This is a genomic window from Escherichia sp. MOD1-EC6842, assembly GCF_002965705.1.
In the GTDB taxonomy this organism is placed as follows: Bacteria; Pseudomonadota; Gammaproteobacteria; order Enterobacterales; family Enterobacteriaceae; genus Escherichia; species Escherichia ruysiae.
In genome coordinates this window covers 82,898-107,419 of the sequence record NZ_PTRF01000006.1, presented here as the reverse complement: position 1 = coordinate 107,419, position 24,522 = coordinate 82,898, and the positions used below count along the sequence as shown (strand labels likewise).

Here is a 24,522-nt window from a genome sequence, read left to right as displayed (position 1 = left end):
AACGCCATCGGCACAGGCGAGGGGCAAAAAACAAAACGGGAAAGCAGCTTCCGGGGTTTTTTATTACGTTGCAGTGAAAGACAAGAAATTTGCGAGGCGTTACGAAGAAAGATGGGGGAAGGGAAGATTATCCGCCCGCTACGGAGCGGATAAATCTGTCAGCAATTAGCGAAAACGCATTGAAAGGTCGAGTGCCTGTACGTGTTTAGTTAGCGCACCGACGGAGATAAAGTCCACGCCCGTTTCGGCAAATTCGCGCAGAGTTTTGTCGGTGACGTTGCCAGACACTTCCAGTAGCGCCTTGCCGTTGGTGCGATTGACGGCTTCGCGCATCTGTTCTGTTTCGAAGTTATCCAGCATGATGATATCGGCACCTGCTTTCAGGGCTTCATCAAGTTCTTCCAGATTTTCTACTTCGACTTCTACTGGCGCATCCGGGTGCAACCAGGACGCTTTTTCGACCGCCTGACGCACTGAGCCGGAGGCAATAATATGGTTTTCTTTGATAAGGAAGGCATCAGAAAGCCCCAGACGGTGATTCGCTCCGCCGCCGCAAAGTACCGCGTATTTCAGAGCTGAACGCAGGCCGGGTAAGGTTTTGCGCGTATCCAACAACTGCGTGTTGGTGCCTTCCAGTAATTCGACATAGTGGCGTACCTTACTGGCAACCCCTGAAAGAGTTTGCACAAAATTGAGCGCAGTGCGTTCGCCCGTTAACAGCACGCGGGATGGGCCTTCAAGTTCGAACAAGGGTTGATTGGCGTTGATGACATCGCCGTCATCGACATGCCAGATGATGGTGACATCGTCGCCTGCCAGCTGAATAAACACCTCTTCAACCCAGCGTTTGCCGCAAAATACGCCATTCTCGCGGGTGATCACCGTGGCATGAGAGCGAGAATTTTCCGGTAAAAGTTTTGCCGTAATGTCATTGTTGGCATCGACTGTTCCGCCTAAATCTTCCCGCAGCGCCTGAGCCACCGCGCCGGGGATATCGAGATTAATGCGTTCCAGCAGCTCGTCACGTCGGGTGTCAGGGTTATAGCGGCGAGGCGGCATGTTAAAACTCCAGATAGCTAACGAATCATAAGGTAGAAACATGCTACTCTGAACCGGGTATTAGCACCACATATAAGGAGATCCTGCATGTTGTTAGAACAGGGGTGGCTGGTCGGCGCGCGCCGCGTTCCCTCACCACATTACGATTGTCGCCCGGATGACGAAACACCCACCCTGCTGGTGGTGCACAATATTAGCCTGCCGCCAGGCGAGTTTGGCGGTCCGTGGATCGACGCATTATTCACCGGAACTATTGATCCGCAGGCACATCCTTTCTTTGCTGAGATCGCCCATTTGCGCGTTTCCGCTCATTGTTTGATTCGCCGTGATGGTGAAATTGTCCAGTATGTTCCTTTCGATAAACGCGCCTGGCACGCGGGAGTCTCTCAGTATCAAGGTCGCGAACGCTGTAATGATTTTTCTATTGGGATTGAGCTGGAAGGTACTGACACGCTGGCGTACACCGATGCGCAGTATCAACAGCTTGCGGCGGTTACGCGGGCGCTGATTGATCGCTATCCAGATATCGCTAAAAACATGACGGGGCATTGCGATATTGCGCCGGAGCGGAAAACCGATCCCGGTCCTGCATTTGATTGGGCACGGTTTCGTGCGCTGGTTAGCAAGGAGACAACATGACGCTATTTACAACCTTACTGGTGCTAATTTTTGAGCGCCTGTTTAAGTTGGGCGAGCACTGGCAGCTTGATCACCGTCTTGAAGCGTTCTTTCGGGGGGTGAAACATTTTTCGCTGGGGCGCACGTTAGGTATGACCATTATTGCGATGGGGGTGACTTTTTTGCTGTTGCGCGCGTTGCATGGGTTATTGTTCAACGTCCCTACGCTGCTGGTATGGCTGTTGCTTGGTTTACTGTGTATTGGCGCGGGTAAAGTGCGTCTCCATTATCATGCATATCTGACAGCCGCTTCACGTAACGATAACCATGCCCGTTCCACGATGGCTGGCGAATTAACCATGATTCACGGTGTTCCTGCAGGTTGTGATGAACGTGAGTTCTTGCGTGAGCTGCAAAATGCACTGCTGTGGATCAATTTCCGTTTTTACCTGGCGCCTCTGTTCTGGTTGATTGTAGGGGGAACCTGGGGGCCAGTTACGCTGATGGGGTATGCGTTTTTGCGTGCATGGCAATACTGGCTGGCGCGTTACCAGACGCCGCATCATCGTTTACAGTCCGGCATTGATGCCGTGCTTCATGTGCTGGATTGGGTGCCGGTTCGTCTTGCGGGTGTGGTATATGCCTTGATCGGTCACGGTGAGAAAGCATTACCTGCCTGGTTTGCTTCGCTGGGTGATTTCCATACTTCGCAATATCAGGTGTTAACGCGTCTGGCGCAGTTCTCTCTGGCGCGTGAACCGCATGTTGATAAGGTGGGGACGCCGAAAGCAGCGGTTTCAATGGCGAAGAAAACTTCGTTCGTGGTTGTGGTGGTGATTGCGCTACTGACGATTTACGGAGCGTTGGTGTAAAAGATTGTAGCCCTCACCCAGCGCGGGTGAGGGCGTAGAGAAATTAATGCGCTTTTACGGCTTTTGCGGTTTTCTCTTTAAACAGATAGCCGATGCCTAACACGAGCAGCCATACCGGGATCAGGTAAACCGAAATCGCCATTCCCGGCGTCATCAGCATAATCACCAGTACCGCCGCCATAAATAGCAGGCAGATCCAGTTACCAAGTGGATAGAGTAGGGCAGGGAAGCGAGTTACCACGCCTTGTGCTTGTTTGGCGCGACGGAATTTCATATGCGCCAGGCTAATCATCGCCCAGTTGATTACCAGAGCGGAAACCACCAGCGCCATTAACAGTCCGAATGCGGACTCTGGGGCAAGGTAGTTAATCAGTACGCACAATGCCGTAACCAACGCAGAGACCAGAATGGTGTTTACCGGTACGCCGCGTTTATCGACGGAAGCGAGCATTTTCGGTGCGTTTCCTTGTTGTGCCAGACCGAAAAGCATACGGCTGTTGCAGTAGACGCAACTGTTATAAACCGAAAGCGCCGCCGTCAACACCACGATATTCAGGGCGTTAGCTACAAAAGTATCGCCCAACTCGTGGAAGATCAGCACAAACGGACTGGTATCGGCGGTAACGCGCGTCCACGGCATCAGGGAGAGCAGAACGGCTAAGGAACCAATGTAGAAAATCAGGATGCGGTAGATAACCTGATTAGTCGCTTTGGGAATACTTTGCTCCGGGTTATCTGCTTCTGCTGCGGTGATGCCCACCAGTTCCAGACCGCCGAACGAGAACATAATAATCGCCATCATCATCACCAGCCCGGTGAAGCCGTGCGGCAGGAAGCCACCTTGATCCCACAGGTTGCTAACGCTCGCCTGCGGGCCACCGTTGCCGCTAAACAGCAGCCAGCCACCGAAGATGATCATCGCCACCACCGCGATAACTTTGATAATGGCAAACCAGAACTCCATCTCGCCAAACACTTTAACGTTGGTCAGGTTGATGGCGTTGATCACCACAAAGAATACGGCGGCCGAAGCCCAGGTGGGGATTTCCGGATACCAGAACTGAATGTATTTGCCGACGGCAGTAAGCTCTGCCATGGCAACTAAAACGTACAGTACCCAGTAGTTCCAGCCAGAGGCGAAACCAGCAAAGCTGCCCCAGTATTTATAAGCAAAGTGGCTGAAGGAGCCTGCTACCGGTTCTTCGACCACCATTTCACCTAACTGACGCATGATCAGAAAGGCGATAAAACCGGCAATAGCGTAACCCAGGATAATCCCTGGCCCTGCGGACTGTATTACGGAGGCGCTTCCCAGGAATAGCCCGGTTCCTATCGCGCCACCCAGCGCGATAAGCTGGATATGGCGGTTTTTAAGGCCGCGCTTTAGCTGCTCGCCGTGCTGTTGACCTTCCATCATGAAACCTCGTGCGGTGATTGTTTTTTTGATCTACGCAGTAATGCGTGTGTAAGTTTGCAATTCCGTTTGTTGTATTAATTTGTTTACATCAAAGGCGTTTGAATTGTTACAAAGGGACTTCCGTCAGATCAAGAATAATGGTATGCGGCAGCGAATGCACTCGCTTTATGCCAGGTTGAAGATGAGTTGCCTAAAAAGAAATCGTTTGTAAAGGGAAGCCCCGAAACACCCCCACCGCAATAAATGAATATAAATTCATTTTAATGGCATTAAAAATCGAAAAATTGGTAAGTGAATCGGTTCAATTCGGATTTTTATAGTTTAATAAACGTTAAAAAAACCATTGCTCACGTAAAGTCTACATTTGTGCATAGTTACAACTTTGAAACGTCATATGTGTCAAGTTGTTAAAATGTGCACAGTTTCATGATTTCAATCAAAACCTGTATGGACATGAGGTGAATACTTTGTTACTTTAGCGTCACAGACATGAAATTGGTAAGACCAATTGACTTCGGCAAGTGGCTTAAGACAGGAACTCATGGCCTACAGCAAAATCCGCCAACCAAAACTCTCCGATGTGATTGAGCAGCAACTGGAGTTTTTGATCCTCGAAGGCACACTTCGTCCGGGCGAAAAACTCCCACCGGAACGCGAACTGGCGAAACAGTTCGACGTCTCCCGTCCCTCCTTGCGTGAGGCGATTCAACGTCTCGAAGCGAAGGGCTTGTTGCTTCGTCGCCAGGGTGGCGGCACTTTTGTCCAGAGCAGCCTCTGGCAAAGTTTCAGCGATCCGCTGGTGGAGCTGCTCTCCGACCATCCTGAATCACAGTATGACTTGCTCGAAACACGACACGCCCTGGAAGGTATCGCCGCTTATTACGCCGCGCTGCGTAGTACCGATGAAGACAAGGAACGCATCCGTGAACTCCATCACGCCATAGAGCTGGCGCAGCAGTCTGGCGATCTGGACGCGGAATCAAACGCCGTACTCCAGTATCAGATTGCCGTCACCGAAGCGGCCCACAATGTGGTTTTGCTTCATCTGCTAAGGTGTATGGAGCCGATGTTGGCTCAGAATGTCCGTCAGAACTTCGAATTGCTCTATTCGCGTCGCGAGATGCTGCCGCTGGTGAGTAGTCACCGCACCCGCATATTCGAAGCGATTATGGCCGGTAAGCCGGAAGAAGCGCGCGAAGCATCACATCGCCATCTGGCCTTTATCGAAGAAATTTTGCTCGACAGAAGCCGTGAAGAGAGTCGCCGTGAGCGTTCTCTGCGCCGTCTGGAGCAACGAAAGAATTAGTGATTTTTCTGGTGAAAATTAGCCAGAAGATGTTGTAAATCAAGCGCATATAAAAGCGCGGCAACTAAACGTAGAACCTGTCTTATTGAGCTTTCCGGCGAGAGTTCAATGGGACAGGTTCCAGAAAACTCAACGTTATTAGATAGATAAGGAATAACCCATGTCAGAACGTTTCCCAAATGACGTGGATCCGATCGAAACTCGCGACTGGCTCCAGGCGATCGAATCGGTCATCCGTGAAGAAGGTGTTGAGCGTGCTCAGTATCTGATCGACCAACTGCTTGCTGAAGCCCGCAAAGGCGGAGTCAACGTAGCCGCAGGCACCGGCGTCAGCAACTACATCAACACCATCCCCGTTGAAGAACAACCGGAGTATCCGGGTAATCTGGAACTGGAACGCCGTATTCGTTCAGCTATCCGCTGGAACGCCATCATGACGGTTCTGCGTGCATCCAAAAAAGATCTGGAACTGGGCGGCCACATGGCATCCTTCCAGTCTTCCGCAACCATTTATGATGTGTGCTTTAACCACTTCTTCCGTGCACGCAACGAGCAGGATGGCGGCGACCTGGTTTACTTCCAGGGTCACATCTCCCCGGGCGTTTACGCTCGTGCTTTCCTGGAAGGTCGTCTGACTCAGGAGCAGCTCGATAACTTCCGTCAGGAAGTTCACGGCAATGGCCTCTCTTCCTATCCGCACCCGAAATTGATGCCGGAATTCTGGCAGTTCCCGACCGTATCTATGGGTCTGGGTCCGATTGGTGCTATTTACCAGGCTAAATTCCTGAAATATCTGGAACACCGTGGCCTGAAAGATACCTCTAAACAGACCGTTTACGCGTTCCTCGGCGACGGTGAAATGGACGAACCGGAATCCAAAGGTGCGATTACCATCGCTACCCGTGAAAAACTGGATAACCTGGTCTTCGTTATCAACTGTAACCTGCAGCGTCTTGACGGCCCGGTAACTGGTAACGGCAAGATCATCAACGAACTGGAAGGCATCTTCGAAGGTGCTGGCTGGAACGTGATCAAAGTGATGTGGGGTAGCCGTTGGGATGAACTGCTGCGTAAAGATACCAGCGGTAAACTGATCCAGCTGATGAACGAAACCGTTGACGGCGACTACCAGACCTTCAAATCGAAAGATGGTGCGTATGTTCGTGAACACTTCTTCGGTAAATATCCGGAAACTGCAGCACTGGTTGCAGACTGGACTGACGAGCAGATCTGGGCTCTGAACCGTGGCGGTCACGATCCGAAGAAAATCTACGCCGCATTCAAGAAAGCGCAGGAAACCAAAGGCAAAGCGACTGTAATCCTTGCTCATACCATTAAAGGTTACGGCATGGGCGACGCGGCTGAAGGCAAAAACATCGCGCACCAGGTTAAGAAAATGAACATGGACGGCGTGCGGCACATCCGCGACCGTTTCAATGTGCCGGTGTCTGATGCAGATATCGAAAAACTGCCGTACATCACCTTCCCGGAAGGTTCTGAAGAGCATACCTATCTGCACGCTCAGCGTCAGAAGCTGCACGGTTATCTGCCAAGCCGCCAGCCGAACTTCACCGAGAAGCTGGAGCTGCCGAGCCTGCAAGACTTCGGCGCGCTGCTGGAAGAGCAGAGCAAAGAGATTTCTACCACTATCGCTTTCGTTCGTGCCCTGAACGTGATGCTGAAGAACAAGTCGATCAAAGACCGCCTGGTGCCGATCATCGCCGATGAAGCGCGTACTTTCGGTATGGAAGGCCTGTTCCGTCAGATTGGTATTTACAGCCCGAACGGTCAGCAGTACACCCCGCAGGACCGCGAGCAGGTTGCTTACTATAAAGAAGACGAGAAAGGTCAGATTCTGCAGGAAGGGATCAACGAGCTGGGCGCAGGTTGTTCCTGGCTGGCAGCGGCGACCTCTTACAGCACCAACAACCTGCCGATGATTCCGTTCTACATCTATTACTCGATGTTCGGCTTCCAGCGTATCGGCGATCTGTGCTGGGCGGCTGGCGACCAGCAAGCGCGTGGCTTCCTGATCGGCGGTACTTCCGGTCGTACCACCCTGAACGGTGAAGGTCTGCAGCACGAAGATGGTCACAGCCACATTCAGTCGCTGACTATCCCGAACTGTATCTCTTACGACCCGGCTTACGCTTACGAAGTTGCTGTCATTATGCATGACGGTCTGGAGCGTATGTACGGTGAAAAACAAGAGAACGTTTACTACTACATCACTACGCTGAACGAAAACTACCACATGCCGGCAATGCCGGAAGGTGCTGAGGAAGGTATCCGTAAAGGTATCTACAAACTCGAAACCATTGAAGGTAGCAAAGGTAAAGTTCAGCTGCTGGGCTCCGGTTCTATTCTGCGTCACGTCCGTGAAGCGGCAGAGATCCTGGCGAAAGATTACGGCGTAGGTTCTGACGTTTATAGCGTGACCTCCTTCACCGAGCTGGCGCGTGATGGTCAGGATTGTGAACGCTGGAACATGCTGCACCCGCTGGAAACACCGCGCGTTCCGTATATCGCTCAGGTGATGAATGACGCTCCGGCAGTGGCATCTACCGACTATATGAAACTGTTCGCTGAGCAGGTCCGTACTTACGTACCGGCTGACGACTATCGCGTACTGGGTACTGATGGCTTCGGTCGTTCCGACAGCCGTGAGAACCTGCGTCACCACTTCGAAGTTGATGCTTCCTACGTAGTGGTTGCGGCGCTGGGCGAACTGGCTAAACGTGGCGAAATCGATAAGAAAGTGGTTGCTGACGCAATCGCCAAATTCAACATCGATGCAGAAAAAGTTAACCCGCGTCTGGCGTAAGAGGTAAAAGAATAATGGCTATCGAAATCAAAGTACCGGACATCGGGGCTGATGAAGTTGAAATCACCGAGATCCTGGTCAAAGTGGGCGACAAAGTTGAAGCCGAACAGTCGCTGATCACCGTAGAAGGCGACAAAGCCTCTATGGAAGTACCGTCTCCGCAGGCGGGTATCGTTAAAGAGATCAAAGTCTCTGTTGGCGACAAAACCCAGACCGGCGCACTGATTATGATTTTCGATTCCGCCGACGGTGCAGCTGACGCTGCACCTGCTCAGGCAGAAGAGAAGAAAGAAGCCGCTCCGGCAGCAGCACCAGCGGCAGCGGCGGCAAAAGACGTTAACGTTCCGGATATCGGCAGCGACGAAGTCGAAGTGACCGAAATCCTGGTGAAAGTGGGCGATAAAGTTGAAGCTGAACAGTCGCTTATCACCGTAGAAGGCGACAAGGCTTCTATGGAAGTTCCGGCGCCGTTTGCAGGCACCGTGAAAGAGATCAAAGTGAACGTTGGCGACAAAGTGTCTACCGGCTCGCTGATTATGATCTTCGAAGTTGCGGGTGAAGCAGGTGCGGCAGCTCCGGCTCCGGCGGCTAAACAGGAAGCAGCTCCGGCAGCAGCACCTGCGCCAGCGGCTGGCGTGAAAGAAGTTAACGTTCCGGATATCGGCGGTGACGAAGTTGAAGTGACCGAAGTGATGGTGAAAGTGGGCGACAAAGTTGCCGCTGAACAGTCACTGATCACCGTAGAAGGCGACAAAGCCTCTATGGAAGTTCCGGCTCCGTTCGCGGGCGTCGTGAAGGAACTGAAAGTCAACGTTGGCGATAAAGTGAAAACTGGCTCGCTGATTATGATCTTCGAAGTTGAAGGCGCAGCGCCTGCGGCAGCTCCGGCGAAACAGGAAGCGGCAGCGCCGGCTCCGGCAGCAAAAGCTGAAGCCCCGGCAGCAGCACCGGCTGCGAAAGCGGAAGGCAAATCTGAATTTGCTGAAAATGACGCTTACGTTCACGCGACTCCGCTGATCCGCCGTCTGGCACGCGAGTTTGGCGTTAACCTGGCGAAAGTGAAGGGCACTGGCCGTAAAGGTCGTATCCTGCGCGAAGACGTTCAGGCTTACGTGAAAGAAGCTATCAAACGTGCAGAAGCAGCTCCGGCGGCGACTGGCGGTGGTATCCCTGGCATGTTGCCGTGGCCGAAGGTGGACTTCAGCAAGTTTGGTGAAATCGAAGAAGTGGAACTGGGCCGTATCCAGAAAATCTCTGGTGCTAACCTGAGCCGTAACTGGGTGATGATCCCGCATGTTACCCACTTCGACAAAACCGATATCACCGAGCTGGAAGCGTTCCGTAAACAGCAGAACGAAGAAGCAGCGAAACGTAAGCTGGATGTGAAGATAACCCCAGTTGTCTTCATCATGAAAGCCGTTGCTGCGGCACTTGAGCAGATGCCTCGCTTCAACAGTTCGCTGTCGGAGGACGGTCAGCGTCTGACCCTGAAGAAATACATCAACATCGGTGTGGCGGTGGATACCCCGAACGGTCTGGTTGTTCCGGTATTCAAAGACGTCAACAAGAAAGGCATCATCGAGCTGTCTCGCGAGCTGATGACTATTTCTAAGAAAGCGCGTGACGGTAAGCTGACTGCGGGCGAAATGCAGGGCGGTTGCTTCACCATCTCCAGCATCGGCGGCCTGGGTACTACCCACTTCGCGCCGATTGTGAACGCGCCGGAAGTGGCTATCCTCGGCGTTTCTAAGTCCGCGATGGAGCCGGTGTGGAATGGTAAAGAGTTCGTGCCGCGTCTGATGCTGCCGATCTCTCTCTCCTTCGACCACCGCGTGATCGACGGTGCTGATGGTGCCCGTTTCATTACCATCATTAACAACACGCTGTCTGACATTCGCCGTCTGGTGATGTAAATAAAAGAGCCGGCCCATCGGCCGGCTTTTTTCTGGTAATCTCATGAATATATTGAGATTATTAGCGAATAGACAAATCGGTTGCCGTTTGTTGTTTAAAAATTGTTAACAATTTTGTAAAATACCGACGGATAGAACGACCCGGTGGTGGTTAGGGTATTACTTCACATACCCTATGGATTTCTGGGTGCAGCAAGGTAGCAAGCGCCAGAATCCCCTGGAGCTTACATAAGTAAGTGACTGGGGTGAGGGCGTGAAGCTAACGCCGCTGCGGCCTGAAAGACGACGGGTATGACCGCCGGAGATAAATAAATAGAGGTCATGATGAGTACTGAAATCAAAACTCAGGTCGTGGTACTTGGGGCAGGCCCCGCAGGTTATTCTGCTGCCTTCCGTTGCGCTGATTTAGGTCTGGAAACCGTAATCGTAGAACGCTACAACACCCTCGGCGGTGTTTGCCTGAACGTCGGCTGTATCCCTTCTAAAGCACTGCTGCACGTAGCGAAAGTTATCGAAGAAGCCAAAGCTCTGGCTGAACACGGTATCGTCTTCGGTGAACCGAAAACCGATATCGACAAGATTCGTACCTGGAAAGAGAAAGTGATCAATCAGCTGACCGGTGGTCTGGCTGGTATGGCGAAAGGCCGCAAAGTCAAAGTGGTCAACGGTCTGGGTAAATTCACCGGGGCGAACACCCTGGAAGTTGAAGGTGAGAACGGTAAAACCGTGATCAACTTCGATAACGCGATCATCGCAGCGGGTTCTCGCCCGATCCAACTGCCGTTTATTCCGCATGAAGATCCGCGTATCTGGGACTCCACTGACGCGCTGGAACTGAAAGAAGTACCAGAACGTCTGCTGGTTATGGGTGGTGGTATCATCGGTCTGGAAATGGGAACCGTATACCACGCGCTGGGTTCACAGATTGACGTGGTTGAAATGTTCGACCAGGTTATCCCTGCGGCTGACAAAGACATCGTTAAAGTCTTCACCAAGCGTATCAGCAAGAAATTCAACCTGATGCTGGAAACCAAAGTTACTGCCGTTGAAGCGAAAGAAGACGGTATTTATGTGACGATGGAAGGCAAAAAAGCACCGGCTGAACCGCAGCGTTACGATGCCGTGCTGGTAGCGATTGGTCGTGTGCCGAACGGTAAAAACCTCGACGCAGGTAAAGCAGGCGTGGAAGTGGACGACCGTGGCTTCATCCGCGTTGATAAACAACTGCGTACTAACGTACCGCACATCTTTGCTATCGGCGATATCGTCGGTCAGCCGATGCTGGCACACAAAGGTGTTCACGAAGGTCACGTTGCTGCTGAAGTTATCGCAGGTAAGAAACACTACTTCGATCCGAAAGTTATCCCGTCCATCGCTTATACCGAACCAGAAGTTGCATGGGTAGGTCTGACTGAGAAAGAAGCGAAAGAGAAAGGCATCAGCTACGAAACCGCCACCTTCCCGTGGGCTGCTTCTGGTCGTGCTATCGCTTCCGACTGCGCAGACGGTATGACCAAACTGATTTTCGACAAAGAATCTCACCGTGTGATCGGTGGTGCAATTGTCGGTACTAACGGCGGTGAGCTGCTGGGTGAAATCGGTCTGGCAATCGAAATGGGTTGTGACGCGGAAGACATCGCGCTGACCATCCACGCGCACCCGACTCTGCATGAGTCTGTGGGTCTGGCGGCAGAAATATTCGAAGGTAGCATCACTGACCTGCCGAACCCGAAAGCGAAGAAGAAGTAATTCTTCGTGTGCCGGAACATCCGGCAAATTAAGAAGCGGCTATTCTGGCCGCTTCAGATTGTTGACAAAGTGCTCGTTGTTGATGCCGGATGCGGCGTAAACGCCTTATCTGGCCTACAAAATCATGCAAATTCAATATATTGCAGGTGTCGTGTAGGCCCGATAAACTTGCGCATCGGGCGATTCGATGTTTGTCATCAGTCTTAAGCGGCTAACAACGCCGCTTTTTTTACGCCTGCAATTTATCTTTCCAGTCTTCTTGCTCCACGCTCAGACAACCGTTCACGTACCGCAGACCGTTGCTCGTTATTCAGCCTGGCAGTACGGTTACTGTCGTTTAGACGTTGCGGGCGGTTCTCCTGAACTTTCTCCCGAAAAACCTGACGTTGTTCAGGAGATGCCGATTGAATACGCTGGCGGGCGTTATCACGTTGCTGTTGGTTGAGTGGGTGCTGCTCTGGTGATGCGGACTGAATACGCTCACGCGCTGCATCTCTTCGCTGCTGGTTCTTCGGGTTAGTCTGCATTTTCTCGCGGACTGCCTGGCGCTGCTCAGGTGAAGCGGACTGAATACGCTGACGCGCTGCATCTCTTCGCTGCTGGTTCTGCGGGTTAGTTTGCATTCTCTCACGGAACGCCTGGCGCTGTTCAGGTGAGGCCGACTGATAACGCTGACGAGCGGCATCCTTTTGCTGCTGGGTCAGTGGTTGGCGACGGCTGAACTCGCGAAAATCTTCATAATTGCCATCGTGTTCCGCTTCATTAAACCGTTGTGCCGCAGCCTGACGTTGCGTATCTCGCGTAATGGCTGGTGCGGCGTGTGTTCGTTGCTGAAACTGGCTTGCCGCCGCCTGACGCTGACTGTCGCGCGACGGTGCAGGAAGCGGCGTGGCGCTCATGCCGCCACTGACATCGGTTTGATGAAACCGCTTTGCCATATCCTGATCATGATAAGGCAAACCATTACGGTAGTTTGGATTGTGCCGCCATGCCATATTCTTATCAGTAAGATGCTCACCGGTGATGCGGTTGAAATTGTTGACGTCAATATTGATGTTGTCACCGTTGTGTTGCCAGCCGTTGCCGTCACGATGACCGCCATCGTGGTGATGATAATCATCATCGTCATGATGATGGTCATGATCGTCGTCATCCCAGTCGATGCTGCTGAATAACGCGTATGTAGTAGCAACGCCCATGCTGTAGCCGAAACCGCGCACAAAGCTGTCAACAAACGGCTCTCCGGCTGGCGGCGGCAGGTAAACCGGCGGATACGCGGAATTGGCCCAGTTCCCGTAAACCACGGTTGGGTTATAGTTGGGAATATAAACCACATCCGGATTGGTTGGCTCAATGGTTATTACGGTTGGCGCAGGTTCTGTAATGACGGGGCTGGCTGTTGAAACGGTATTGGATTGTATGGCGGAAGGCGCGACAGCCGGTTTTACCGGTACAGCTTTCTTCGTTGTCGTAATGACTTTCTGTTCGGTTGATGACTTCAGCGACCCGGTTTGTTGCGCCAGTTGACGCAAACGCTGTACCGAGTCCATCACGTCCTGCGGCTGTGCCAGAAACGCATCGCCCAGGTTTTGCACCCATTGCGGGTTTTCGCCCATCAATGCCATCAACTGTGGAAACGCCACCAGTGATTTGACGCTGGCATCCCACGGCTGGTCAGCTACTGCCTGAATAGCAGCGTCACCTTGTTTAAGTGGATTATCGTGCGACCATTGCACTGCTTGCGCAACGTTTGCCGGATAGGTTGATGCCATTAACACTTGTGAAAGCAGAGAATCGGGGTACAGTGCGACAGGCGCGACCCATTGATCAATTTGCGCAGTACTGAAGGTAGATTTGACGACGGCAGGTACTACTGGCGGCGCGGAAACCGTTGCTGGAAGCGTAGCTGTAGTGACAACAGGCACAGTTTGCGCTTCTACAGGCGTTTCCACAGTGCGGCTTTTTACATACAAAGCACCGGAAGCGGCACAAAGCCCGGCACTGCAAATTAGCGCCAGCACATGGGGTTTAAACGGCAAAGTCATTTTCATAATTCGGATCTCAAGGAAATCGCAATGGTCGGCGAACTGCCACCCGCAGGTGCTGTGAATCCGAGTATAAAGAGGCGGTAGTTTAAATTTTGACTAATCTTGGGATTCGTTGATAAAGGTGATTATCACTCTGCGAATTAACGAAGTTTTTACGAAGGGAAACAATCTCTAGACCATCCTTAACGATTCAGCCACTTTTTTATGTTGCTTTTTTGTAAACAGATTAACACATCGTCAAAATCCTGCTATTCTGCCCGTTGCGGTACTGGGCATTTACCCTACAAACTGCTGTCTCACAGGAGCGTGAAGAGAATCGCCTGCCGCACTATGACAATGAGAGCGAGGAGAACCGTCGTGCTAGAAGAATACCGTAAGCACGTAGCTGAGCGTGCCGCTGAGGGGATTGCGCCCAAGCCCCTGGATGCAAACCAAATGGCCGCGCTCGTAGAGCTGCTGAAAAACCCGCCTGCGGGCGAAGAAGAATTCCTGTTAGATCTGTTAACCAACCGTGTTCCCCCTGGCGTCGATGAAGCCGCCTATGTAAAAGCTGGTTTCCTTGCTGCTATCGCGAAAGGCGAAGCCAAATCCCCACTGTTGACTCCAGAAAAAGCCATTGAACTGCTGGGCACCATGCAGGGTGGTTACAACATTCATCCGCTGATCGATGCGCTGGACGATGCCAAACTGGCGCCAATTGCCGCCAAAGCACTGTCTCATACGCTGCTGATGTTCGATAACTTCTATGACGTAGAAGAGAAAGCCAAAGCCGGCAACAAATATGCGAAGCAGGTTATGCAGTCCTGGGCAGATGCCGAATGGTTCCTGAATCGCCCGGCGCTGGCTGAAAAACTGACCGTTACCGTCTTCAAAGTGACCGGTGAAACCAACACCGATGACCTCTCTCCGGCACCGGATGCATGGTCGCGTCCGGATATCCCACTGCACGCCCTGGCGATGTTGAAAAACGCCCGTGAAGGCATCGAGCCAGACCAGCCAGGCGTTGTTGGACCGATCAAACAGATCGAAGCTCTGCAACAAAAAGGTTTCCCGCTGGCCTACGTGGGTGACGTTGTAGGGACTGGTTCTTCGCGTAAATCCGCCACTAACTCCGTACTGTGGTTTATGGGCGATGATATTCCACATGTGCCGAACAAACGCGGCGGTGGTTTGTGCCTCGGCGGTAAAATTGCACCAATCTTCTTTAACACGATGGAAGATGCCGGTGCGTTGCCAATTGAAGTGGACGTTTCCAGCCTGAACATGGGCGACGTGATTGACGTTTATCCGTACAAAGGTGAAGTGCGTAACCACGAAACCAACGAACTGCTGGCGACCTTCGAACTGAAAACCGACGTGCTGATTGATGAAGTGCGTGCTGGCGGCCGTATTCCGCTGATTATCGGTCGTGGCCTGACCACCAAAGCGCGTGAAGCACTTGGCCTGCCGCACAGCGATGTTTTCCGTCAGGCGAAAGATGTCGCTGAGAGCGATCGCGGCTTCTCGCTGGCGCAGAAAATGGTGGGGCGTGCCTGTGGCGTTAAAGGCATTCGTCCGGGCGCTTACTGTGAGCCGAAAATGACTTCGGTCGGTTCTCAGGACACCACCGGCCCAATGACTCGTGATGAACTGAAAGACCTGGCGTGCCTGGGCTTCTCGGCTGACCTGGTGATGCAGTCTTTCTGTCACACTGCGGCTTATCCGAAGCCGGTTGACGTTAACACACACCACACGCTGCCGGACTTCATTATGAACCGTGGCGGTGTGTCGCTGCGTCCGGGTGACGGCGTAATCCACTCCTGGCTGAACCGTATGCTGCTGCCGGATACCGTCGGTACTGGCGGTGACTCCCATACCCGTTTCCCGATCGGTATCTCTTTCCCGGCGGGTTCTGGTCTGGTGGCATTTGCTGCCGCAACTGGCGTCATGCCGCTGGACATGCCGGAATCTGTTCTGGTGCGCTTCAAAGGCAAGATGCAGCCGGGAATCACCCTGCGCGATCTGGTACACGCCATTCCGCTGTATGCGATCAAACAAGGTCTGCTGACCGTTGAGAAGAAAGGCAAGAAAAACATCTTCTCTGGTCGCATCCTGGAAATTGAAGGTCTGCCGGATCTGAAAGTTGAGCAGGCATTTGAACTGACCGATGCGTCTGCCGAGCGTTCTGCTGCCGGTTGTACCATCAAGCTGAACAAAGAACCGATCATCGAATACCTGAACTCCAACATCGTCCTGCTGAAGTGGATGATCGCGGAAGGTTACGGCGATCGTCGTACCCTGGAACGTCGTATTCAGGGCATGGAAAAATGGCTGGCGAATCCTGAGCTGCTGGAAGCCGATGCGGATGCGGAATATGCAGCGGTGATTGACATCGATCTGGCTGATATCAAAGAACCTATCCTCTGTGCACCGAACGACCCGGATGACGCACGTCCGCTGTCTGCGGTACAGGGCGAGAAGATCGACGAAGTGTTTATCGGTTCTTGCATGACTAACATCGGTCACTTCCGTGCCGCTGGTAAACTGCTGGATGCGCATAAAGGCCAGCTGCCGACCCGCCTGTGGGTGGCACCGCCAACCCGTATGGACGCCGCGCAGTTGACCGAAGAAGGCTACTACAGCGTCTTCGGTAAGAGCGGTGCGCGTATCGAGATACCTGGCTGTTCCCTGTGTATGGGTAACCAGGCGCGTGTGGCAGACGGTGCGACGGTGGTTTCCACCTCTACCCGTAACTTCCCGAACCGTCTGGGTACTGGCGCGAACGTCTTCCTGGCTTCTGCGGAACTGGCGGCTGTCGCGGCACTTCTTGGCAAACTGCCAACGCCGGAAGAGTACCAGACCTATGTTGCGCAGGTAGATAAAACAGCCGTTGATACTTACCGTTATCTGAACTTCAACCAGCTTTCTCAGTACACCGAAAAAGCGGACGGGGTGATTTTCCAGACTGCGGTTTAATAAGTAAGCGCACGCGCTGCGCATAAACAACACAATGCCCGGTGAATGAGATTCCCGGGCATTTTTTATTTCTAAACCATCGCCGTTCCGCTGTTTTTCTCCGGTAAGGCTGCGATAATTACATCAATGGCGCAATGCGATTTCGGCGCATTGCCGGGAGCAGAGGAACACACTATGGATTACGAATTTCTGCGCGATATTACCGGAGTGGTAAAGGTGCGTATGTCCATGGGGCATGAAGTGGTCGGGCACTGGTTTAATGAAGAGGTGAAAGAAAACCTGGCCTTGCTTGATGAAGTGGAAGACGCCGCGCGCACGCTCAAAGGTAGCGAACGTTCCTGGCAGCGGGCAGGGCATGAGTACACGCTATGGATGGACGGCGAAGAGGTGATGATTCGCGCCAATCAACTGGAATTTGCTGGCGATGAAATGGAAGAGGGGATGAACTACTACGACGAAGAAAGCCTGTCGCTGTGCGGCGTTGAGGATTTTCTTCAGGTGGTGGCGGCGTACCGTAAATTCGTACAGCAGAAGTAAATAAAGCAGGCGGAGCCTCTGTGCTCCGCCTGAGCCGTTAAACAGCTGGCATATTGCGCCCGTAATAAATCTCGCGCATCTCTTTCCACAGCGCAGCGGTAATTTCTTTGCGCTCGCTGTCGGTTAAATCTTCCGGTTTGGTGTGGAACATGTAGTGCTTAAGGTCGAACTCTTTAAGCAACATCTTGGTATGGAAGATATTTTCCTGATAGACGTTTACATCCACCATGTCATACAGCGCCTTCATATCCTCGGACATGAAGTTCTGAATCGAATTAATCTCATGGTCGATAAAGTGCTTCATACCGTTGATGTCACGCGTAAAGCCACGCACGCGATAATCAATGGTTACGATATCGGACTCAAGCTGATGGATCAGGTAATTCAGCGCCTTCAGCGGGGAAATCACGCCGCAGGTGGAGACTTCTATGTCGGCGCGGAAGGTACATAAACCGCCTTCAGGATGGCTTTCCGGGTAGGTATGTACGCAAATATGACTTTTATCGAGATGGGCAACCACGGCTTCTGGCAGCGGGCCGGGGTGTTCTGTTTTGTCGATAAGTTTCGGATCAACCGGCTCTTCGCTCACCAGAATAGTGACGCTGGCACCCTGTGGTTCGTAATCCTGGCGGGCGATGTTAAGAATATTGGCTCCGATAATGGAACAGGTTTCTGACAGGATTTCGGTCAGACGATTGGCATTATAGAGTTCATCGATATAAGCAATATAACCGTCGCGCTCTTCGGCAGTTTTGGCGTAGCAGATATCGTAAATACAAAAACTCAGACTTTTGGTCAGATTATTAAAGCCATGCAGTTTCAGTTTTTTCAATTTCTTATCTTCTCCTTAGGACGGCTGTGAAGCCAGTGCGTCTTGCAGATACTGAGGTAAGGCAAAAGCTGCTGTATGGACTGCCGGATTGTAATAACGGCATTTCAGGCCAGAGGCGAGAAAACGCGCCTGAATAATTTCGGTTGAGAGATGGCGTAAGGCGTCGTTATCTGTCGCCCATGCAAAAGTCATGATACCGCCGTAATAGGTCGGGATCGCCGCCTGATAAAAGCCAACGTCGCTGAAGTAATGGCTGAGTTTGCGATGGCTGTCGATGGCCTCTTCCTGCTGTAAAAAGCAGACACCGTTCTGCGCGACGAAAATACCGCCAGGATTCAGGCAACGTTTGCAACCTTCATAAAATGCTGAGGTAAACAGGCTTTCGCCGGGACCGATAGGATCGGTGCAGTCGGAGATAATTACGTCGAAGGTCTGGCTGGTTTGATTAACGAAATTGACACCATCATCGATCACCAGTTTAAAGCGTAGATCATCGTAGCTACCGGCATTATGGTTGGGCAGATACTGACGGCAGAACGACACGACACCCGCATCGATTTCCACCATCGTGATTGACTCAACGTTTTTATGTCGGGTCACTTCACGCAGCATGGCACCGTCGCCGCCGCCGATGATCAGCACATGTTTCGCGTGACCGTGAGCCAGTAGAGGAACGTGGGTCATCATCTCATGATAGATAAACTCGTCGCGCTCGGTGGTTTGTACTACGCCATCCAGCGCCATTACGCGACCAAATGCAGCGTTCTCAAAAATGATCAGATCCTGGTGATCGGTCTTTTCATGATACAGAACGTTATCTACCGCAAAGTACTGCCCAAACTGGTCGTGTAGCGTTTCATGCCACCGTTTTTTTTCGGCCATGGGTTGATACCTCCTTTGTTAACACCCGTAAAAAAAGGGCGCAACATAATAGCTAACATTGACCGCAGATGCACGGTCAATATTTCTACAAAAAGGTATCAGGGATTATTTGACGTAGGCAAGCAGGCTTAAGGAATCGCGAGCCAGGGCTTTGCACTTTTTAGCGACGGGAATGCCAATACCGCTGAGATCGCGATAGCTATCTTCACCGAGAGATTTCATATCGAAGGTGTCGTAATTGCTGAGATCCCACTGGTTTTGCTGGGCGAAAAAGACCAGTGCGCGACGAATTTGCCCGTTAGGTAAGTTCTGGTAACCGCAATCGTTCTTCAGAAAAACAAACACTGCCGTTAAATCGGCCATATCTTCGGCTTCAGACTCGCTGAGCGCGTAACTGTTTGCGCATACAGCCATCAGGCTGCCGAATAATACTGTTCTGAAAAACGTCTTCATTGCTTCTACCAGGACTTAAAGATGATAAACGTTAGCACACTGCGAGCGAGGCGACGACCATTATTGTGGATTAAATTGTGTCTGTGGCTTGACCTTCCTGTAAGGGGAAGGACTATGCTCAACGTTTGATTTTGTTTCGCCTGCTTAAGAATAAGGAAATAACTATGCAACGTCGTGATTTCTTAAAATATTCCGTCGCGCTGGGCGTGGCTTCGGCTTTGCCACTGTGGAGCCGCGCAGTATTTGCGGCGGATCGTCCAACGTTACCGATCCCTGATTTGCTCACGACCGATGCCCGTAATCGTATTCAGTTAACTATTGGTGAAGGCCAGTCCAGCTTTGCCGGGAAAACGGCGACCACCTGGGGTTACAACGGCAATCTGCTGGGGCCGGCGGTGAAATTACAGCGCGGCAAAGCGGTAACGGTTGATATCTATAACCAACTGGCGGAAGAGACGACGTTGCACTGGCACGGGCTGGAAGTGCCGGGTGAAGTGGACGGCGGCCCGCAGGGGATTATTCCGCCTGGCGGTAAACGCACGGTGACGCTGAACGTTGATCAACCTGCCGCCACTTGCTGGTTCCATCCGCATCAACACGGCAAAACCGGGCGTCAGGTGGCGATGGGGCTGGCAGGACTGGTGGTGATTGAAGATGACGAGATCCTGAAATTAATGCTGCCGAAACAGTGGGGTATCGATGATGTCCCGGTGATCGTTCAGGATAAAAAATTTAACGCCGACGGGCAGATTGATTATCAACTGGATGTGATGACCGCCGCCGTGGGCTGGTTTGGCGATACGCTGCTGACCAACGGCGCTATGTACCCGCAACACGCTGCACCGCGTGGCTGGCTGCGCCTGCGTTTGCTTAATGGCTGTAATGCCCGCTCGCTCAATTTCGCCACCAGCGACAATCGCCCGCTGTATGTGATTGCCAGCGATGGTGGTCTGCTGCCTGAACCGGTGAAGGTGAGTGAGCTTCCGGTGCTGATGGGCGAGCGTTTTGAAGTGCTGGTGGAGGTTAACGACAACAAACCGTTTGATCTGGTGACGCTACCGGTCAGCCAGATGGGAATGGCGATTGCGCCGTTTGATAAGCCGCATCCGGTAATGCGTATTCAGCCGATTGCCATTAGTGCTTCTGGTGCTTTGCCAGACACGTTAAGTAGCCTGCCTGCTTTACCTTCGCTGGACGGATTAACGGTACGCAAGCTGCAACTCTCTATGGATCCGATGCTCGATATGATGGGTATGCAGATGCTGATGGAGAAATATGGCGATCAGGCGATGGCCGGGATGGATCACAGCCAGATGATGGGGCATATGAGGCACGGCAATATGAATCATATGAACCACGGCGGGAAGTTCGATTTCCACCATGCCAATAAAATCAACGGTCAGGCGTTTGATATGAACAAGCCGATGTTTGCGGCGGCGAAAGGACAGTACGAACGTTGGGTTATTTCTGGCGTGGGTGACATGATGCTGCATCCGTTCCATATTCACGGCACGCAGTTCCGTATCTTGTCAGAAAATGGCAAACCGCCAGCGCCGCATCGCGCAGGCTGGAAAGATACCGTTAAAGTAGAAGGTAATGTCAGCGAAGTGCTGGTGAAGTTTAATCACAATGCCCCGAAAGAACACGCTTATATGGCGCACTGCCATCTGTTGGAGCATGAAGATACGGGGATGATGTTAGGGTTTACGGTATAAAAATACGTATTCGGAAATATGCCCGGATCTCTCCGGGCTTTAAACTGATGACAAACGCAAAATTGCCTGATGCGCTACGCTTATCAGGCCTACGCACCATACGATTTTGTAGGCCGAATAAGGCGTTTACGCCGCATCCGGCATGAACAAAGCGCACTTTGTCAGTAATCTGAGCGAATCTTACTTCACATCATCCGGCAGCGCATAAGCCACAATATAGTCGCCCATCTTCGTACCAAATGAACCGTGACCGCCTGCGGAGATCACCACATACTGCTTACCATTCACTTCATAGGTCATCGGTGTTGCCTGACCGCCCGCTGGTAGACGACCCTGCCACAGTTTTTCACCGTTGCTCATGTTGTAAGCGCGCAGGTAGTTATCTGCCGTAGCGGCAATAAACAGCACGTTACCCGCCGTGGAGATTGGCCCGCCCAGCATCGGCATACCCATATTGAACGGCACCGGAACGGGCATCGGGAACGGCATACTGTCCTGCGGCGTACCAATACGTTTCTTCCACACCACTTCATTGGTTTTCAGATCCAGCGCCGAGATATAACCCCATGCTGGTTGTTTACACGGCAGACCAAACGGTGAAAGGAACGGGTTAAGCGTGACGCCATACGGCACGCCGTACTGCGGCTGAATACCGGATTCCGTACCCGTGCCTTTGGCATCTTTCGGCTGTTCCATCGGGTTGCCAGGACCGCGTGGGATCAGTTTCGAAACAAACGGCAGCGCCATTGGGTTGGCAATTGCCACTTCACGATTCGGATCAACGGAAATCCCGCCCCATTCGAACATCCCCAGGTTACCCGGGAAGACCAGCGTACCCTGTTCAGATGGTGGGGTGAAAATGCCTTCATAGCGCATCTGGTGGAACATCACGCGGCACACCAGTTGGTCAAACATGGTGGCACCCCACATATCCGCACCGCTTAGATCTTTTGTCGGACGGAAGCTCAGCTCAGAGAACGGTTGAGTAGGGGTAACGTAATCGCCTTTCGCTGCGCCTTGTGGCACTGGTTTTTCCGGGGCAGGAACCACCAGTTCACCATTACGACGATCGAGCACAAAAATGTTGCCGGTTTTCGCCGGAGCGTAAATGACCGGAACCTTTTGACCATTAACGGTGATATCCGCCAGCGTCGGCTGTGCCGGAAGATCCATATCCCACAGGTCATGGTGAACGGTCTGGTAACTCCACGCCAGTTTCCCGGTAGTGGCATTCAGCGCCAGAATCGAGCTGGCATAACGTTCCTGTTCCGGTGTGCGGTTACCGCCCCAGATATCTGGTGTGGTCACGCCCATCGGCAGATACACCAGATCCAGCTTCGCGTCATAGGCCGCAGGTGCCCACGAGTTTGGCGAGTTAAAGGTAAAGGTGTGTTCGTCAGACGGGATCGCGTTCGGATCTTTCGCGCCCGGATCAAAGGCCCACAGCAGCTTCCCGGTGTTGACATCAAAACCACGGATCACGCCAGACGTTTCGCGGGTTGAGAAGTTATCGGTGACCGAACCGGCCATCACGATGGTTTTATCGGTAATAATCGGTGGCGAAGTCGGTTCATACAGACCCGGTTTGGTGTCCGGCATATTGCTTTGCAGATTGAGCACGCCTTTATTGGCGAAGGTTTCGCACAGCTTGCCGTTTTCGGCGTTAATCGCAATCAGTCGACCATCATTGACCGGAAGAATGATACGTCGCGGGCAATCCGCCATCACTTCCGGCGAAGCCGTTTCTGCTTTGGCTTCATGATAAGAGACGCCACGGCAGGTTACGTGCTGGAAAGACTCGTTGGTTTTCAGCTCAGGATCGTAATGCCATTTCTCTTTGCCGCTGGCGGCATCAAGCGCAAACAGTCGCTGGTGAGCGGTACACAGGTAAAGGGTGTCGCCCACTTTAATTGGCGTCACTTCATTGGTGATTTCGCCCGGATCGTTCGGCTGTTTCACATCACCCGTGCGAAATACCCAGGCTTCTTTCAGGTTGTGGACGTTATCGGCGTTAATTTGCTTCAGAGGCGAAAAGCGTTGGCCTTCCTGATTGCGGCCATAGGCAGGCCAGTCCTGATCGGCAACGGGGGAGATGGCTTCTGCTGGCGTGGCATCGGCGCTTAAGGTGCCGTTGATTTCCTGCGGATCGTTAAATCCGGCCCAGGTGAGGATTCCGCCACTAATCAGCAGTGCGACCACCAGTGCGGCAACTGCGCCGCTGGCAGGAATGACCAGGCGACGCCAGACAAACGGCAGGATCAGCCAGATGCCGAAGAAGACCAGAATGTCGCTGCGCGGAGTCAGCGCCCAGAAGTCGAAACCGACTTCCCAGACGCCCCAAATCATAGTGCCGAGCAGCAGAGCCGCGTATAGCCAAAGCGCGGCGCGTTTACTGCGCCACAGCATCCAGGCGACGCCGAGCATCACAAGGCCTGCAATAGGGTAGTACCAGGAGCCGCCAATCGCGACCAGCCAGCCTCCACCAATGAGAAGATACAGCCCGCAAAGAGCTGCAAAAAGGGCTGTTAGCGTGACGAGTAATCGTCGCGAGCCGGTATTGTTAATTGCCATAAAGAGACACCATTTCAATTCATTAATATTTTAGTAGCAATTAATTATAGGTTTTAACATGTGTGATCGTCATCACAATTTGAGCTTTATTAACAGATTCCGCCAATGAATAGTTTTACTGGTATACTGCGTGTCTTGCGCTTTGCTGCGGTGCCGAAGCTAGCCCGTGCGAAGTGATTTGTTTTTAAATCATATGGTTAGAGATATGAAACATACTGTAGAAGTAATGATCCCCGAAGCGGAGATTAAAGCGCGTATCGCCGAACTGGGTCGTCAGATTACTGAGCGTTACAAAGACAGCGGCAGCGATATGGTGCTGGTAGGCCTGCTGCGTGGCTCATTTATGTTTATGGCGGACCTGTGCCGTGAAGTTCAGGTATCTCATGAAGTCGACTTTATGACCGCCTCCAGCTACGGTAGCGGCATGTCCACCACCCGTGATGTGAAAATCCTCAAAGATCTGGATGAAGATATCCGTGGCAAGGACGTGCTGATTGTTGAAGATATCATCGACTCGGGTAATACACTGTCGAAAGTGCGTGAAATCTTAAGCCTGCGCGAACCGAAGTCGCTGGCGATTTGTACGCTGCTGGATAAACCGTCCCGCCGTGAAGTGAACGTGCCGGTAGAATTTATCGGTTTCTCGATCCCGGATGAGTTTGTGGTGGGTTACGGCATTGATTACGCACAGCGTTACCGCCATCTGCCGTATATCGGCAAAGTGATTCTGCTGGACGAATAAGTGCGGATTTGCCGGATGTGTTGCATCCG

General features: G+C 52.3%; 17 protein-coding genes. 10 read left to right on the top strand and 7 right to left on the bottom strand.

The features are described 5' to 3' along the window. Positions 1 to 165 precede the first annotated feature (165 nt). A complete protein-coding gene (gene nadC, locus A7Z29_RS09375) occupies positions 166 to 1,059 on the bottom strand; it encodes a carboxylating nicotinate-nucleotide diphosphorylase (RefSeq protein WP_001135170.1) in 894 nt (297 codons plus the stop codon). An 87-nt stretch (positions 1,060 to 1,146) separates the two neighbouring features. Between nadC and ampD the strand changes: the two genes are divergently transcribed. Continuing rightward, positions 1,147 to 1,698, top strand: coding sequence for a 1,6-anhydro-N-acetylmuramyl-L-alanine amidase AmpD (gene ampD / locus A7Z29_RS09370; RefSeq protein WP_000923724.1), 552 nt, complete (start codon positions 1,147 to 1,149; stop codon positions 1,696 to 1,698). Then, positions 1,695 to 2,549: a beta-lactamase regulator AmpE gene (ampE, locus tag A7Z29_RS09365; RefSeq protein ID WP_105290130.1), complete on the top strand. Its 855-nt coding sequence runs from the start codon at positions 1,695 to 1,697 to the stop codon at positions 2,547 to 2,549. Before ampD ends, ampE begins: the two co-directional genes overlap by 4 nt. Before the next feature lie 43 nt (positions 2,550 to 2,592). Here the strand turns inward: ampE and aroP are convergent, their stop codons facing one another. Then, a complete protein-coding gene (gene aroP / locus A7Z29_RS09360; protein ID WP_105290129.1) occupies positions 2,593 to 3,966 on the bottom strand; it encodes an aromatic amino acid transporter AroP in 1,374 nt (457 codons plus the stop codon). Between the two features lie 541 nt (positions 3,967 to 4,507). Between aroP and pdhR the strand changes: the two genes are divergently transcribed. From pdhR to lpdA, 4 genes are all read left to right on the top strand, one after another. Then, entirely contained in the window at positions 4,508 to 5,272 is a 765-nt protein-coding gene (gene pdhR / locus A7Z29_RS09355; RefSeq protein ID WP_000331776.1) for a pyruvate dehydrogenase complex transcriptional repressor PdhR, read from the top strand. A 160-nt stretch (positions 5,273 to 5,432) separates the two neighbouring features. Beyond that, positions 5,433 to 8,096 (top strand): pyruvate dehydrogenase (acetyl-transferring), homodimeric type, encoded by a 2,664-nt coding sequence (gene aceE, locus A7Z29_RS09345; protein WP_000003834.1) that lies wholly within the window; start codon positions 5,433 to 5,435, stop codon positions 8,094 to 8,096. A 14-nt stretch (positions 8,097 to 8,110) separates the two neighbouring features. After that, positions 8,111 to 10,009 carry a pyruvate dehydrogenase complex dihydrolipoyllysine-residue acetyltransferase gene (aceF, locus tag A7Z29_RS09340; protein ID WP_016159377.1) on the top strand — a complete coding sequence of 633 codons (1,899 nt, stop codon included), beginning with the start codon at positions 8,111 to 8,113 and terminating at the stop codon, positions 10,007 to 10,009. Between the two features lie 324 nt (positions 10,010 to 10,333). Further along, positions 10,334 to 11,758 (top strand): dihydrolipoyl dehydrogenase, encoded by a 1,425-nt coding sequence (gene lpdA, locus A7Z29_RS09335; RefSeq protein ID WP_000102484.1) that lies wholly within the window; start codon positions 10,334 to 10,336, stop codon positions 11,756 to 11,758. A gap of 242 nt (positions 11,759 to 12,000) precedes the next feature. On the opposite strand, the gene A7Z29_RS09325 is transcribed toward lpdA, so the two are convergent. Further along, positions 12,001 to 13,809, bottom strand: coding sequence for a DUF3300 domain-containing protein (locus A7Z29_RS09325; RefSeq protein WP_085460327.1), 1,809 nt, complete (start codon positions 13,807 to 13,809; stop codon positions 12,001 to 12,003). 354 nt (positions 13,810 to 14,163) lie between these two features. Here A7Z29_RS09325 and acnB point away from each other — a divergent pair, with 354 nt between their 5' ends. Then, complete coding sequence (gene acnB, locus A7Z29_RS09315; protein WP_085460328.1) at positions 14,164 to 16,761, top strand: bifunctional aconitate hydratase 2/2-methylisocitrate dehydratase; 2,598 nt, start codon at positions 14,164 to 14,166, stop codon at positions 16,759 to 16,761. A 174-nt stretch (positions 16,762 to 16,935) separates the two neighbouring features. Beyond that, positions 16,936 to 17,298, top strand: coding sequence for a protein YacL (gene yacL, locus A7Z29_RS09310; protein WP_010345363.1), 363 nt, complete (start codon positions 16,936 to 16,938; stop codon positions 17,296 to 17,298). Between the two features lie 37 nt (positions 17,299 to 17,335). Here the strand turns inward: yacL and speD are convergent, their stop codons facing one another. From speD to A7Z29_RS09295, 3 genes are all read right to left on the bottom strand, one after another. Beyond that, entirely contained in the window at positions 17,336 to 18,130 is a 795-nt protein-coding gene (speD, locus tag A7Z29_RS09305) for an adenosylmethionine decarboxylase (protein ID WP_000734284.1), read from the bottom strand. 15 nt (positions 18,131 to 18,145) lie between these two features. After that, positions 18,146 to 19,012 (bottom strand): polyamine aminopropyltransferase, encoded by an 867-nt coding sequence (gene speE, locus A7Z29_RS09300; protein ID WP_085460329.1) that lies wholly within the window; start codon positions 19,010 to 19,012, stop codon positions 18,146 to 18,148. Positions 19,013 to 19,117: 105 nt separating this feature from the next. Next, positions 19,118 to 19,465 carry a YacC family pilotin-like protein gene (locus A7Z29_RS09295; RefSeq protein WP_000846617.1) on the bottom strand — a complete coding sequence of 116 codons (348 nt, stop codon included), beginning with the start codon at positions 19,463 to 19,465 and terminating at the stop codon, positions 19,118 to 19,120. 164 nt (positions 19,466 to 19,629) lie between these two features. Between A7Z29_RS09295 and cueO the strand changes: the two genes are divergently transcribed. Beyond that, the gene (gene cueO / locus A7Z29_RS09290) at positions 19,630 to 21,180 is read left to right on the top strand and encodes a multicopper oxidase CueO (RefSeq protein ID WP_105290127.1); all 1,551 of its coding nucleotides are present in this window, start codon (positions 19,630 to 19,632) and stop codon (positions 21,178 to 21,180) included. Positions 21,181 to 21,360: 180 nt separating this feature from the next. Here the strand turns inward: cueO and gcd are convergent, their stop codons facing one another. Continuing rightward, positions 21,361 to 23,751 (bottom strand): quinoprotein glucose dehydrogenase, encoded by a 2,391-nt coding sequence (gene gcd, locus A7Z29_RS09285; protein ID WP_105280303.1) that lies wholly within the window; start codon positions 23,749 to 23,751, stop codon positions 21,361 to 21,363. A gap of 205 nt (positions 23,752 to 23,956) precedes the next feature. On the opposite strand from gcd, the gene hpt reads away from it, so the two are divergent. Further along, positions 23,957 to 24,493, top strand: coding sequence for a hypoxanthine phosphoribosyltransferase (gene hpt / locus A7Z29_RS09280; RefSeq protein WP_000683335.1), 537 nt, complete (start codon positions 23,957 to 23,959; stop codon positions 24,491 to 24,493). Positions 24,494 to 24,522 lie beyond the last annotated feature (29 nt).

Bases quoted from the DNA above. Each gene is read 5' to 3' on its own strand.
- pdhR (WP_000331776.1), top strand. From the start codon at position 4,508: ATGGCCTACAGCAAAATCCGCCAACCAAAACTCTCCGATGTGATTGAG.
- aceF (WP_016159377.1), top strand. From the start codon at position 8,111: ATGGCTATCGAAATCAAAGTACCGGACATCGGGGCTGATGAAGTTGAA.
- aceE (WP_000003834.1), top strand. From the start codon at position 5,433: ATGTCAGAACGTTTCCCAAATGACGTGGATCCGATCGAAACTCGCGAC.
- aroP (WP_105290129.1), bottom strand. From the start codon at position 3,966: ATGATGGAAGGTCAACAGCACGGCGAGCAGCTAAAGCGCGGCCTTAAA.
- lpdA (WP_000102484.1), top strand. From the start codon at position 10,334: ATGAGTACTGAAATCAAAACTCAGGTCGTGGTACTTGGGGCAGGCCCC.
- yacL (WP_010345363.1), top strand. From the start codon at position 16,936: ATGGATTACGAATTTCTGCGCGATATTACCGGAGTGGTAAAGGTGCGT.
- gcd (WP_105280303.1), bottom strand. From the start codon at position 23,751: ATGGCAATTAACAATACCGGCTCGCGACGATTACTCGTCACGCTAACA.
- speE (WP_085460329.1), bottom strand. From the start codon at position 19,012: ATGGCCGAAAAAAAACGGTGGCATGAAACGCTACACGACCAGTTTGGG.
- ampE (WP_105290130.1), top strand. From the start codon at position 1,695: ATGACGCTATTTACAACCTTACTGGTGCTAATTTTTGAGCGCCTGTTT.
- hpt (WP_000683335.1), top strand. From the start codon at position 23,957: ATGAAACATACTGTAGAAGTAATGATCCCCGAAGCGGAGATTAAAGCG.
- ampD (WP_000923724.1), top strand. From the start codon at position 1,147: ATGTTGTTAGAACAGGGGTGGCTGGTCGGCGCGCGCCGCGTTCCCTCA.
- A7Z29_RS09325 (WP_085460327.1), bottom strand. From the start codon at position 13,809: ATGAAAATGACTTTGCCGTTTAAACCCCATGTGCTGGCGCTAATTTGC.
- A7Z29_RS09295 (WP_000846617.1), bottom strand. From the start codon at position 19,465: ATGAAGACGTTTTTCAGAACAGTATTATTCGGCAGCCTGATGGCTGTA.
- nadC (WP_001135170.1), bottom strand. From the start codon at position 1,059: ATGCCGCCTCGCCGCTATAACCCTGACACCCGACGTGACGAGCTGCTG.
- cueO (WP_105290127.1), top strand. From the start codon at position 19,630: ATGCAACGTCGTGATTTCTTAAAATATTCCGTCGCGCTGGGCGTGGCT.